Origin of the sequence: Gordonia asplenii, from assembly GCF_012933505.1 — a bacterium.
In the GTDB taxonomy this organism is placed as follows: domain Bacteria; phylum Actinomycetota; class Actinomycetes; order Mycobacteriales; family Mycobacteriaceae; genus Gordonia; species Gordonia asplenii.
On sequence record NZ_JABBNB010000021.1, the window covers coordinates 60,029 to 73,033 of the forward strand.

At 66.3% G+C, this 13,005-nt stretch carries 12 protein-coding genes; 6 read left to right on the forward strand and 6 right to left on the reverse strand.

The window, feature by feature from the left end:
- Positions 1–71: 71 nt before the first annotated feature.
- Both HH308_RS18785 and HH308_RS18790 read right to left on the reverse strand, forming a co-directional pair.
- Complete coding sequence (locus HH308_RS18785) at positions 72–827, reverse strand: enoyl-CoA hydratase/isomerase family protein (protein WP_170195772.1); 756 nt, start codon at positions 825–827, stop codon at positions 72–74.
- Positions 820–2,373, reverse strand: a complete 1,554-nt coding sequence (locus tag HH308_RS18790) for an AMP-binding protein (protein ID WP_170195773.1) — start codon at positions 2,371–2,373, stop codon at positions 820–822. Before HH308_RS18790 ends, HH308_RS18785 begins: the two co-directional genes overlap by 8 nt.
- Before the next feature lie 175 nt (positions 2,374–2,548).
- Between HH308_RS18790 and HH308_RS18795 the strand changes: the two genes are divergently transcribed.
- From HH308_RS18795 to HH308_RS18805, 3 genes are read left to right on the forward strand one after another with little or no spacing between them, the layout of a single operon-like run.
- The gene (locus HH308_RS18795) at positions 2,549–3,760 is read left to right on the forward strand and encodes an acyl-CoA dehydrogenase family protein (RefSeq protein WP_170195774.1); all 1,212 of its coding nucleotides are present in this window, start codon (positions 2,549–2,551) and stop codon (positions 3,758–3,760) included.
- Positions 3,757–4,524, forward strand: coding sequence for an acyl-[acyl-carrier-protein] thioesterase (locus HH308_RS18800; protein WP_170195775.1), 768 nt, complete (start codon positions 3,757–3,759; stop codon positions 4,522–4,524). The genes HH308_RS18795 and HH308_RS18800 overlap by 4 nt, the downstream gene beginning before the upstream one ends.
- 29 nt (positions 4,525–4,553) lie before the next feature.
- Positions 4,554–5,171 (forward strand): TetR/AcrR family transcriptional regulator, encoded by a 618-nt coding sequence (locus HH308_RS18805; protein ID WP_170195776.1) that lies wholly within the window; start codon positions 4,554–4,556, stop codon positions 5,169–5,171.
- 7 nt (positions 5,172–5,178) lie between these two features.
- On the opposite strand, the gene HH308_RS18810 is transcribed toward HH308_RS18805, so the two are convergent.
- Positions 5,179–7,848: a LuxR C-terminal-related transcriptional regulator gene (locus HH308_RS18810; protein ID WP_170195777.1), complete on the reverse strand. Its 2,670-nt coding sequence runs from the start codon at positions 7,846–7,848 to the stop codon at positions 5,179–5,181.
- Between the two features lie 82 nt (positions 7,849–7,930).
- Between HH308_RS18810 and HH308_RS18815 the strand changes: the two genes are divergently transcribed.
- A complete protein-coding gene (locus tag HH308_RS18815; protein ID WP_170195778.1) occupies positions 7,931–8,545 on the forward strand; it encodes a hypothetical protein in 615 nt (204 codons plus the stop codon).
- 35 nt (positions 8,546–8,580) lie between these two features.
- A complete protein-coding gene (locus tag HH308_RS18820; protein WP_170195779.1) occupies positions 8,581–9,858 on the forward strand; it encodes an alpha/beta hydrolase family protein in 1,278 nt (425 codons plus the stop codon).
- Positions 9,859–10,561: 703 nt separating this feature from the next.
- Here HH308_RS18820 and HH308_RS18825 read toward each other — a convergent pair.
- Positions 10,562–10,999, reverse strand: coding sequence for a YybH family protein (locus HH308_RS18825; RefSeq protein WP_170195780.1), 438 nt, complete (start codon positions 10,997–10,999; stop codon positions 10,562–10,564).
- A 147-nt stretch (positions 11,000–11,146) separates the two neighbouring features.
- On the opposite strand from HH308_RS18825, the gene HH308_RS18830 reads away from it, so the two are divergent.
- Positions 11,147–11,812, forward strand: a complete 666-nt coding sequence (locus HH308_RS18830; RefSeq protein ID WP_170195781.1) for an HAD family hydrolase — start codon at positions 11,147–11,149, stop codon at positions 11,810–11,812.
- Positions 11,813–12,004: 192 nt separating this feature from the next.
- Here the strand turns inward: HH308_RS18830 and HH308_RS18835 are convergent, their stop codons facing one another.
- Together HH308_RS18835 and HH308_RS18840 are read right to left on the reverse strand one after the other, a co-directional pair.
- Positions 12,005–12,286, reverse strand: a complete 282-nt coding sequence (locus HH308_RS18835) for a winged helix-turn-helix transcriptional regulator (protein WP_170195782.1) — start codon at positions 12,284–12,286, stop codon at positions 12,005–12,007.
- Positions 12,283–12,780: a VOC family protein gene (locus tag HH308_RS18840; protein ID WP_312870702.1), complete on the reverse strand. Its 498-nt coding sequence runs from the start codon at positions 12,778–12,780 to the stop codon at positions 12,283–12,285. Before HH308_RS18840 ends, HH308_RS18835 begins: the two co-directional genes overlap by 4 nt.
- Between the last annotated feature and the right edge of the window lie 225 nt (positions 12,781–13,005).

Genomic DNA, 13,005 nt, shown 5'->3' on the forward strand with positions numbered 1-13,005 from the left:
CCACGATCGCGTTGACGTTCGCCACTGAGTTAGCAGGGTTAGCTGAATTCGACGTCGGTGTTAGCGCGCGGTTAGCTACGAGATCTGTTCGTGAACGCCGCGGCGCGCGTCCGAGAATCCTCCGAGGTCACCGCGTCGCACATCGCGGCAGCCTCGGCGTCGAGCTGTGTTTGCAGGAGCGACGGATCCGTGCGCATCAACCGTTTGGTCGCGGCGATCGCCGCGGTGGGACCTGCTTCGACGCGTCGTCCGTAAGCGGCCACCGCGTCGACGAACCCGTCGTCGGGAAAGACGTGCGCGACGATCCCCAGTTCACGAGCCTGTTCGGCGGAGAGCGGAGTGTTCTCCAGATAGAGCCGAAATGCGGTGGACGAGCCGAGCAGCCGCGGGACGACACTCGTGAAACCGGTGTCGGGTGTGACGCCGATCGCGGCGAAGGTCGGTATGAATCGCGCCGACTCGGCGGCAAGCACCACGTCTGCGGTCAACGCGAGGCTCATCGCGCCGCCCGCCGCCACACCGTTGACTGCCGCGATGACCGGCTTGGCCATCGTCGTCATAGTCATCACCGCGCGATGCAGCGGCGTGATGATCGCCCGCACCGAAGCCGCGGGATCCCCGTCGCCGATCGAGGTCAGGTCGCCGCCGAGGCTGAACGTCGAGCCGCTGCCGGTGAGCACGACGCATCGGATCGTCGGGTCGGCAGCGTACCGCTCGAGCGTGGTTTGCAGGCTCTGTGCGGTGTCGGCGTCGATCGCTCGCCTGGTCATCGTCAGTGTCGCAGTCGCGCCGATCGTCGACGCGTGAACGGCGTCGAGGTCAGGCATCGATGTTGTTGAGCAGTGTGGTTCGGAGGTCCTTCTTGAGGAGTTTGCCGCTGGAGTTGCGCGGGAGGTGGGTGGTGAAGGTGACGGTGCGGGGGCATTTGTAGGGGGCGAGGTGGCGGCGGCAGTGGGTGATGATGTCGGTTTCGGTGGTGGGGTGGGCGAGGACAACGATGGCGGCGACGGTTTCGACCCAGTGGGGGTGGGGGATGCCGATGACGGCGGCGTCGGTGATGGCGGGGTGGTCGAGGAGGACGCGTTCGACTTCGGGGCTGTAGACGTTTTCTCCGCCGGTGATGATCATGTCTTTGAGGCGGTCGTCGCAGTAGAGGTAGCCGTCGTGGTCGAGGTGGCCGATGTCGCCGGTGTGAATCCAGCCGTCGGTGAGGGTGTCGGCGGTGTCGTGGGGGCGGTTGAGGTAGCCGGTCATGGTTTGGGGGCTGCGGAAGCAGAGTTCGCCTTGGGTGCCGGTGGGGACTTCGGCGCCGGTGGTGATGTCGATGATTTTGACCTCGGCGTCGGGGACGGGGGTGCCGGCGGCGGTGAGGAGGTGGGGGCGGTGCGGGTCGCGGTGGTCGTCGGGGTTGAGGGTGGCGATGACGCCGGAGAGTTCGGTTTGTCCGTAGACCTGGACGAATCCGACGGTGGGCCAGGCGGCGAGGGCGTCGCGGAGCAGGCCGAGGGGTGTGGGTGAGGCGCCGTAACCCAGGATTTTCAGGTTGCCGACGGCTGCGCGGGTGGTGGGTTCGGCGGTGAGGAGTCCTTTGATGACTGGAGGCACGAGGAAGGCGTGGGTGGCGCCGGTGGTCAGGGCGTGGGTGAGGGCGGTGGCGTCGCGGGTGCGGAGCAGGATGCTGCGGACGCCGGCGCGGATGCCGAAGAAGGCGTAGCAGACGCCGCCGACGTGGAAGAAGGGCATGGCGACGAGGTTGGCGTCGCCGGGGGTGAAGGGGAAGCGGGTGCCGACGTTGCGGGTGTGGGCGACGAGTGCGCGCTGACTCAACACGACGCCTTTGGGACGGCCGGTGGTGCCGGAGCTGTAGATGATCAAGGCCGCGGCCTCCGGATCCACCACCGGCGTCGCCGTTGCCGGGGCGGTGGCGTGCAGGAGTGTGTCGTAGTCGCCGGTGGGGTCGTCGTCGATGCTGATCAGGTGCCGCACACTTGACCGTTCGATGGCGGCGGGGTGGAATTCTGCGCCGACGAACAGGACGGTGGCGCCGCTGTCGGTGAGGGCGTAATCGAGTTCGTCGGGGGCCAGTCGCCAATTGAGCACGACGGTCGCGGCGCCGAGTGCGGCGGTGGCGAAGACGAGGTCGAGGCAGGCGGGATGGTTTTTGTCGAGGACGGCGACCCGGTCACCGGCGGTGACGCCGATACCGGTGAGGTACCCGGCGAGGCGGTCGATCCGCTCACGCCACTGCCGCCACGACCAGACCCGATCCTGGTAGTCGATCGCGGTGGCGTCGGGGGTCTCCGCGACCCAGCGGTCGATGAAATCGTTCAGCAACTCCGCCGACGTATCCCGCCGGTCATCGCACAGTGTCATCTCAACTCTCCATCTCATCGGTTGGTGTGACCACTATCTCACTGACCGTACGTACAGTCAATAGTCACACCTCACCGTCGCCGATCCGGCACGCGACATCCACCTTGCCAATGGCAGGCAACTCTGCCATTCTCGGATCGTGGCCAACCTGCCACTGGCAAGGAATGAGGTAGACATGACATTTTCCATGGCGTTCTCCGAGGAGCAGCGCGACCTGATCGACTGGTCCCACCGATTCGCCACCGAGGTCATGCGGCCCGCGGCGGTCGACGCCGATGAACGTGAGGCGTTGCCGTGGGATGTGGTCGAAGAGGCCGCGAAGATCGGCATGTACAGCTGGGAGACGATGGCAAGTCTGCTCGGCGATCCGTCGGGGCTGTCGTTGTCGTTGCTGGCCGAAGAGTTGTTCTGGGGCGATGCCGGCACAGCGATGGTGATGTTCGGCACCAATCTCGCCGTCGGTGGGCTGGTATCGGCGGGCACGGGCGAACAGATCGCGGAATGGGCGCCGCAGATGTACGGCGACGTCGCGCAGCCGCAGGTGGCGGCCTTCTGTGTCTCCGAACCCGACGCCGGATCGGATGTATCGAATCTGCGGACCCGCGCCCGGTACGACGAGGCTACCGACGAGTGGGTGATCAACGGCCAGAAGGCGTGGATCACCAACGGCGGAATCGCGGCGACGCACGTCGTCGTCGCTTCGGTGGAGCCAGAGTTGAAGGCACGCGGCCAGGCCACATTCGTCGTTCCGGAGGGCACCACCGGAGTTCAGGCCACTCGCAAGATCAAGAAGCTCGGCCTCAAGGCTTCGCATACCGCCGATGTCTTCTTCGACGACGTTCGGGTGCCCGCCCGATGCCTCCTCGGTGGTCGCGACAAGCTCGACGAGCGGCTCGCGCGGGCCCGCGAAGGCGGCCGGACCAGCACACAGAACGCGATGCAGACTTTCGAGTTGACCCGGCCCGTCGTCGGCGCGCAGGCCCTGGGTATCGCGCGAGCGTCGTACGAATACGCGCTCGACTACGCCAAAGACCGCGTCGCATTCGGCAGGCCGATCATCGAGAACCAGGCGATCGCCTTCACTCTGGCCGACATGGCCACCGAGATCGACGCCGCGCGATTGCTCGTGCACCGGGCGGCGTGGATGGGCCGTACCGGCCAGACCTTCGGCACGGGCGAGGGGTCGATGTCCAAGCTCAAGGCCAGCGAGGTCGCGGTGTGGGCTGCCGAACGCGCGGTCCAGATCCTCGGCGGCGCGGGCTACAGCCGTGACCATCCGGTCGAGCGCTTCTACCGCGACGCGAAGATCTACACGATCTTCGAAGGCACGTCCGAGATTCAGCGGCTGGTCATCGCACGAGCGCTGTCCGGAAAGCACATCCGATGATCGCCGCAGAGTTGTCGCTGCCCGACTGTCCGCAGCGCGCGACGCCGTTCACCGTCACGCGGCGAGTTCGGATCGGCGATTGCGGTGTGGATCGCAAGCTCCGTCTCGACGGGGTCGCCTGCTACCTGCAGGACGTCGGATTCGACCACCTCGACGTCATGCCCGACGGGCACGCCCATCAGGCCTGGATCGTTCGCCGGATGGTGATCGACGTCGTCCGGCCGATCTCGTTCGGCGAGTACGTCACGGTGCGACGGTGGGCCTCGTCGACGTCGACCCGCTGGTGCAATATGCGCGTGCAGATCGACGGCGCCGACGGCGGGCTCGTCGAAACCGAGAGTTTCCTCATCCACTTCGCCGCGGACAAGGGCATACCGGCCCGCATGAGCGAGGCCTTCCTGGAACCCATCCTCGCCGCGACCGACGAGCATCGGCTTCGTTGGCGACCGACTCTGACGGAGCCGGTATCACCCGCGGACGCAGCCGTCGAAAGCACCGAGTTCGAGGTGCGCGTCGCAGACCTGGACTTCCTCGAACACGTGAACAACGCCGCATACCTGCAGATCGTCGAGAACGTACTCGACAGGTATACCCGGCTGATCACGTCTGCGCATCGGACGACCGTCGAATACGTGAAGCCGATCGTCGCGGGCGACGTCGTCACCGTCTGTTGGCGTTACCGCGATGAGGTCCTCGACATCGGGGTGGCGGTGGCCGGCGAGAATCGGGCGGCGATGAGGGTCGAGCCTGCACCGACCGCATGACGATCCGGGCGGCCCACCATAATGCGGTTATGGCAGACGACGACGTCCAGCAGCAGGCAGAGGCACCTCGATCAAGCGCGCGTGATCGCGTCCTGCTGGCCACCATCGAGGAGTTGACCGAGGTCGGGGCCGAGCGAGCGAGTCTGCGGTCGATCGCCCGGCGGGTTGGAATCACGCATCAAGCCGTCGGGCACTATTTCCCCGACCGGACCGCCCTGTTCACTCATGTCGCGGTGGCTGGATTCGCCGAACTCGTGCGCCGTTCCCGCGTGGCCTTGGAGTCGACGGATCCGCAAGCGTCGGCGGGCGCCCCCGTCGCCGCACTCGGCCAGACTTATGTGCAATTCGCCCGGGCCAATCCCGCGCAGTTCAGGCTCATGTTCGCGTCCAGCCTCGTCGACCGGCGAGCCGACGACCTCGCCGTCGCGCGCCGCTCGATGTGGACGCTGCTGCTCGACGTCGTATCTACGGCATGCGAGCACGGTTGGGGCAGCGGCAACGAACCGCGGGTTCTCGCCGTCGCGTGTTGGTCCGCCGCGCACGGCCTGGCGGCGTTGGAACAGGTGGAAGGGGAGGCGCTGCCCGCGTGGACGTCGTCGGAGGACGTCCTGCAGATGATCACGCGCGCGGTGGGGTCACACCAATGAGCGTGACTCACGCCGCGCGCACGAGCTGGATCAGTTCGTGCCGCGAGGCGGTGTTCGTCTTCGCGTACGCGTTGGACAGGTGAAAGGCGACCGTACTTCGGGTGACGTACAACTCCTTGGCGATCTGGGCGTAGGAGAGACCTTCCAGCAGCAGTGCGACCACCTCGCGCTCGCGCTCGGACAGCGCTGCCAGTGGATCGTCGGATTCGTGCGGTGCGTCGCCGTCGTCGTGGATCATCGTCGACGCGTAGCCCTCCGCGCCCAACGCCGTCAACGCGTCGTAGGCGTGCTGCCGCACGACCATTCGGTCTCGATGATGTTCGGCCGCAGCCGCATTCGCGGCATCCGCCCAGAGGATCGCACCGACCGACGCGATCTCCGACATTCCCTTCTCAGCACAGTGGATCAACCGATCAGCGACCGGAATGCCGCGGCACCGGTCTGCCAACACCCGCAGCCAGGCGACGCCCGCGACTCGCCAGGGACCACCGTCGAGGGGCTCCAGGCGATCCGCCCAATTCTCGACGGCGTCGGGGTCGCCCGCCCAGGCCGATGCGATGCCCATGGCGAGCAACCACAGATACGGCACGACGGTCGCCGGTTGGGTGCGCGGATCGCCGAAGTCCCCGGTCCGCAGACCCAACCATGCCCGCCGCTGATCGTAGGTCCCCGCATAGGCGAGAGCGATGACGTCGGTGATATCGCCCGCGTGTACCGACGACCGCAGCGGCGCTGCGATACGTGCGCGTCGACTCGTTTCGAGGGCGCCCGCAACCTCATCGCCCGACGTCAGGGCGCTCAGCGGCCCGATGGCTGCGACCAGCGGGTGCGGACTGCGTCGGACCGCCGAGTCTTGCTGCGCAACATTGATGTTCGACGCCCCGCGCCGCCAGTGGCCGCCGATCCACTGGGCGTAGCCGAGAAGCGCGTGAAAGACACCGTCGGTGAAGTCCACCGTCGCGTCGTTGACCGCATCGACGACGACCGAGAGGTCAGCCACCGCCTTCGACGGTGTGCCGCTCAGCGAATGGATGGCGCCGCGCCAGGCGAGCCGCATCAGACCGTCCTTGGACGCCGCGAGTTCGGCCCGGTCGACGTCGAGGGTGGACTCGAATCCCCAGATGTCCTCGTTGCCGACGGTTTTGGCCTGGACGGCCTGGCCGTAGGCGAAGATGAACTGGGCCCGCAGGGCCGGATCGACCGAATCGGTCGCGAGCGCCGCGTCGAGATACGGCAGCGCGTCGAGCGGATCGCGCCCGGCCGCGATGATCGTCCAGCCGCGCAACACCAGCGCTCGGCCGCGATGTTTCGCATCCCACGTCTCGAGGCGATCGGGTGACACGGGGTCGAGGATCTCGGCCGCACGCGCCCAGCGCTTTTCCGCTACCGCCTGCACGGCGTGCACGACGCGGAGCAGATCGCTCGAGTCGTCGGCGAGGTCGTCGAGCCGGACCTCCTCGAGGTCGTGGGCGATGATCGAATCGAAGGCCGCATCAAGCGTGCGGCGTTCACGATCTGTGTCCGAACCCGAGGTCGCGGCGGCCAACCGGTAGAACCGCGCCGCATCACGAAACCGCTCGTGCGCGTGGCGATCGTCCGCATGGCGTTCCAGGTCGAGCGCGAGCGCGTCGTCGACGCCGAATGTCGCCGCGTACCGGTGCGTGAGGCGCCGGGCGGTATCGGTCAATCGCGTGGCGGCCGCGGTGTGCAGCCGACGTCGGACCTCCGGCGGGATGGTCGCGTACGCGGCCGCTCGAACCACCGCGTGCGAGATCCGGACATGGGTCGCGACATTGCCCACCCGCACCGACACCAGCCCGCCGTCGCGCAGAATGCGCACCGCCGTGCTCGGTTCGGTGAGGTTCCCGATCGCCGACACCGAAGCGACGTCGTGCCAGTCGTCGCCGAGGACGGCGAGCACCCGCATCATCGTGGCCGCCTGAGGGTCGAGTGCGGAAATCCGCGCGTCGATGACCATCGCGAGTTCGGACGGAGCCGGCAAGTCACCGCGCGCGGCCAAGACCGCCAACTCGGCGGCCGGATACTCCCGCAACAGAGCCCGCATGTGCAGCGGACTCCCGCCGGTGTGCGCGATCAGGTGCGCCGCGAGTTCGGGCGGGGCCTCCGGGGCGATCGACGACACCAGCGCGGTGGCCGCCTCCAGGTCGAGCCCGGCCAATTCGACGGCTCGGACCATGCCCGACGGTGCGTCGTCGACCATGCGTCGCCATGCTCGGTGTCGCGTGCCCAGCGGGCGATAGGCGGCCACGTCCAGGATGCGGTCGCCCGCCGCTCGCTCGACGAGCGCGGCCACCGACGACATCGACTCGGGGTCGATCCATTGCGCGTCGTCGATGACGAGCGCTACCGGCCCCGTCAGGGCGAGGCGGTCCACCAGGTCCGCGAGTCGGCGATATCCCTGCACCAGGTGCGTCGGCGCAGCGTCGTCGGGCACGGCCGCCCACTCGTCGAGGAGTTGCCACGACACCGTCTGCGAGCTCTCCTCGCCGAAGGCCCGCCGCACGTGAAACCCGGCCAATCGGCCGACGACGAACGACAGCAGGGTGCTCTTGCCGTAGCCGGCGACTCCCTCGACGGTGAGGACAGTCGGGGTTCCGTCTCGCGCGGCGGCGACGGCATCGTCGACCGTCGAGGTCACGCCAGGGCTCCAGTACATCGCGACCCGCCTTCTCCGCCTGTCCGCGAACCTGTTCGTTTCGACCAGTCGTCTGGCCTCGGTTGCCGCGCAGACTCAGTGTATGAGCGGCCGACCGGCCGCGGAGAGCCTGGAGAGGTGCGACATGAACCCCGTCAAGATTGTCCTCGGATTCGTCCCGTTCGTGCTGTTCGGAGTGTCCGCCCACTGGCTGGGCGTCGGATGGTCGGCGGTCGTCGCCCTAGTCGCCGCGCTGGTGCTGGTTGCCGCCACGTCGCGCGGTGGCATCAAGACTCTGCCGGTGGTCCAGGCGGCGATCATGGGTGCGATCGCGCTGGTCGCGTTCGTCGGCGGTTCGGGTGTCGACGAGTTCCTCGATCTCAACGCGCGGGGCGGTGCGTCGGTGCTGCTCGGCGCGTTCATCGTCGCCACCGCGTCGGTCGCTCCATTCACCGCCGACTTCGCCAAGCAGGAAGTGCCCCGCGAGTACTGGAACAGCCCCGCGTTCCGTTCGATCAATCGGAAGCTGAGCACCGTCTGGGGCGTCACCGTGCTCGTTATCGGCGTGTGCCATATCGCGTCGGAACACCTCACTGGCGCCGGTGCCGGACCGATCGTCGTCCTCGCCCTCGACTGGGGCCTTCCGATCCTGGCACTGCTCCAGGCGATCAAGACGACCCGTGACGTCGCCGCGCGACGTCCCGCCACCGTCTCCTGACACCAGAGTCCCATCAACCCCCAGAGGAGAATTTCATGTCGATTCCCACCGTGAGCAGAGCACTGACCCCCGAGCAACTCGACCGACGAGGTGTTGCGTCGCACGAGGTCTACACCGCCGGGTTCTACGCCGACCCGGACCGTGACTTCCAGGTCCGCACCATCCTCGGGAAGTCGACCCGCTGCGGGTCCGATGTCGGCGAAGTCCTCGCGCTCATCGCCGGTATCGGCGTCGACGACGGCGAGGGCTGGTTCACCGCATGGCGCGACCTCGGCCGTCGAATCACGCAAATCGGCGATGCCGCGTCCGCCGCAGGGCATCGGGTCAGCGCCGCACGCGCCTATCTGCGGGCCGCGAACTATTTGGGTGTTGCCTACAACTCGATCGACGGGCGCGCCGACACCGACGCTCTGCTGCCGACCTTCCGTGAGCACCGTGTCGCCTGGGACGGCTTCGTCGCCGATACGAGGTGGCCCGTCGAGCGCGTCGACATTCCCTACGAGGGCGGCAGCATGCCCGGCTGGTTCTTCCGCCCGGACGCCTCCGACGCGCCGCGCCGGACCCTCGTGGTCAACGGCGGCAGCGACGGCTCGATCAGCGGAGTGTGGTGCGAGGCCGGTGAGGCGGCGCTCGAACGCGGTTACAACGCGTTGCTGTTCGACGGACCCGGGCAGCAGTCGATGCTCTTCGAGCGCGACATCCCGTTCCGCGCCGACTGGGAGAAGGTCATCACGCCGGTGGTGGATTTCCTGACGCGACGCGGTGATGTCGACGTCGCCAAGCTCGGGCTGTACGGCGTGAGCCAGGGCGGGTACTGGGTGTCGCGGGCCATCTGCTTCGAGCATCGATTCGCCGGCGCCATCGCCGACGGCGGCGTGGTCGACGTCGGGCGCACGTGGTCGGCGAAGATTCCCGCTGAGCTGATGGCGCTGTACAACAGCGGCGACAAGAAGCAGTTCGACGAGATCATGTCGGCGGCGATGGCGGCTCCGACGGCTGGTGCCGCGCGAGGGACCTGGGCGTTCCGCTCCCGCCCCTATGGCGCACAAGGCTACTCAGCGGTGCTCGACGAGGTGATGAAGTTCGACTTGACGTCGTACGCGCACCGGATCAGCACACCGCTGTACGTCATCGACCCCGACGGTGAGCAGTTCTTCACCGACCAGCCTGCCGACCTAGCGGCGATGGCAGCGGGCGCCACACGCGTCCGGTTCACCCAAGAAGAGGGCGCGAGTTGGCACTGTCAGCCACTTGCCCGGGAACTCACCGAGCAACGGATGTTCGACTGGCTTGACGAGCGGATGGGGGAGTAGTCGAGTGAGTGCCTACTGGCGTGCTATCGGCCATCGAGGGCAGATTAGTTAGTCGAGTTCACTGTGCTTGACTGCGGTTTCGTGCAGGTGAACACTCTGAGTGTCAGCTTTGTCCACTTTGCGACGTCATCCCCGGATCCCGCTGTAGCCACCACGTTGCTGTGCGCCGCAGGTGTTTTCGTCATCCTTGTCGTCCGGTCTACCCAGGATTTAGGCAAGAAAGGGTAACGCTATGAACCGAATGAATCTGATGGTCAGGCGGTTCGTTGTCGGCGTCCTGGTTATCGTCGGTCTCGCGGCCGGGTCAGTGGTGGCGACTTCACCGGCACAGGCAGCAGCGAACGGATGGGTAACGGCGTGCTTCAAGTTTGCGCCTGCCTATGGAGGAAAAGTGTGGACTGGGGCGCAGACTGCGATGACCTACCACGGCAACCTCCCGCATTACTCTCAGCCTCAATACAGTGCCAACGGCTGCACAATGTGGACGGTGCCCGGCAACCTGTGGACTGCGGTCAATGCCGCTTACACACCGGGCAATGGGTATCGGAAGTGGTATGCGCAGACTGCACCGACGTACATCCCTGCCGGTCGGCACTATCATCTCGGCTGGACTTTGGTGTATCCCAAGTACCCATAACCATTGCGGCCGATTATCGGTGGCCGAACCTCAGCGGGTTGGTCTCGGTACGTGAATGTCTTTCCTCTACATCGAGGGTGGTGATCCGGTTGACAGTGCGGACAATGGTTTCGTGCCCGCATCGCCGTGCCGGTGAACAACCCGCCACTGGCCGTCCTCGCGCCGATATACCTGGGTCGCGCGCAGCGTGTACGTGCGCGGTGTGCCGTCGACGATGACCGATGTGTGCTCCAGGCCGACGGTGTAGGCCATGTCGCCCACCACGTCGCATACCTGCAGATCGAACTCGTAGGAGGTGCAGTCGGAGAGGGTGAGCGCTAGATCGGCGAACAACTCTTCGACTTCTCGGCGGCCGATGGCGTTGCGCCACGCCCCGAGCACACTTACCGGCTCGCTCTGAGACCAGACCGCCTGGCGTGGGCCGGCATCCCCGTTGTGTAACGCGACCTCTGCGTCGCGCAGCGTCGTGCGAATCCAGGTCAGGAATTCGTCGCGGTCGGACACGTGTCAAGAATGCGCCGGCGCGGGAAGCGAGGTCAAGAGGTGGTCGGGCTGTTCGGGACATGGCTGGGTGGTTCTGTCGGACCGCGATCTCGAATGATGTGAGTGTCGGATAGACGCGTTGCTGTCGGCCGTGCCTATCATGTCCGAATGGTGAACTTGCCGGCGCAGGTGAGCGCGGTCGTCTTTGACTGCGATGGCCTTCTGCTGGACACCGAGACGTGTTGGTCGCGAGCTGAAGCGTCGTTGTTCGCTGACTACGGTTTCAGCTTCGGCCCTACCGAGAAGGACTTGCTGATCGGACGCACTCTCGAAGCGGCGTGCGCCAACATGGCCGAATACATCGGACGGCCTGGGACCGGCCCCGAACTCGAAGCGACTCTGTTGCCGCGGGTGCACGCCGAGCTCGCCGCCGGCGCAGAGCCAATGCAAGGGGCAGTTGAGTTGCTGAAAATGCTGGCCGGACGCATCCCGATGGGGGTCGCAACCAATAGCCAACGGGGCATGCTCGACACCGCGCTCGGTTCGGCGTCCATCGCGGAGTTCTTCGACGCGTCGGTAGCCGCGGATGAGGTCATCGAGCCCAAGCCGAGCCCGGAGTTGTACCTACGCGCATTCGAGCTGCTATCAGCCTCGCCGCTAACCGGCGTCGCGCTGGAGGATTCGTCCACTGGCGTCGCCGCCGCCCGAAGCGCGGGCGCTTACCTAATCACCGTCCCGTCACAGGTCGGAAAGGCCCTCGACGGCGACCTTGTCGCTGGGTCACTCAACGACCCCCGGATCGTTGAGTGGGCTCAGACCGTCGCTGTAATCTGACCGTGCAGATACAGTCCACAGATTGAGTTCTGATCGGGTCACTGCCTGCGGTATCGCCGGAGCAGAGTCCGTAGTGGCGACTGCCTGGGAGACGCCTCCACGCTGCACGGCCCGCCTTGCGGACTTCGAACGTACCCGACACCCGTGGCAGCCAACTCGTTGTATGTGCGGTGGCAATCATCGGCGTCGCGCCTAGGCCTCGTCTTTCGCCCAGCGTTCTAGTGCGACAATCGCCTCCCGCAAAGCGAGTCCGCGGTCGGTCAGCGCATAGGCCCGTGTGTTGTGTCGGAGCGGCAGCCGGGCCAGCACGCCCGCCGCCTCGAGCTCGCGCAGTCGGGTCGCGAGTATGTTCGTCGGCACTCCGAGGTCGCGCTGTAGATCGCCGTATCGCTGCGGTCCGTCGAGCAGCCTTCCCACGATGAGCAACGCCCACCGCGCTCCGACGATGTTCAATGCTGCGGCGAGGTCGCTCACGCTGTCGGGTCGGTCTCCGGCTTCATCCAAAACGGCGAGTAATGGTAGCCGTCAGGATCGTCAAACTGGCGCTGATACATGAACGGGTAATCGTCAACATCGCCAATCCGTCCACCTGCGGCGCCAGCGCGCTCGACGAGATCGTCGACTGCCTCTCGGCTGTCGAGATCGAACGAGACGGTGACCTTTGACGGGGTATCGGGACCTCCGACCAGTTCTTCCACGCCGCCGACGCTGGCGTACATCTCGCGACTGCCGAGCATCACGTACTGGTTGGGCGCGATCACGAAGCATGACACGTTGTGGTCAGACATATCAGTGTTGAGGGTCCAGCCGAGGGCCGAGTAAAAGGCGGTTGAACGCTCGACGTTCTCGACCGGGCAGGTTATGAAGAGGCTCATGAGATCCATACTTGCAAAAAGCAAGTGCGCCGTCAAGGTGGGTGTGGTTGGTTTGACGTGTTCGAGCCAGTCGACCACGTTGCGGTCGACCACGATGTCGTCGAATCCGCCTGCGACAGATCGTGATCCAGTCTGGGTTCCGGGCGACTGGGGCAGGGGACATAGACCGCCGTCCACATCCAGGACGAGTGCTCCTCTTGGGCGCCGCGCCGGGGTTGTTGACGGCGTTTGGAAATCAGGGACGGCGGGGCGTCGGGGTCAGAGCCGGTCCGTACGATCAACGTCAGCCGCCCACCTTGGACCGACACTCCCATCCAA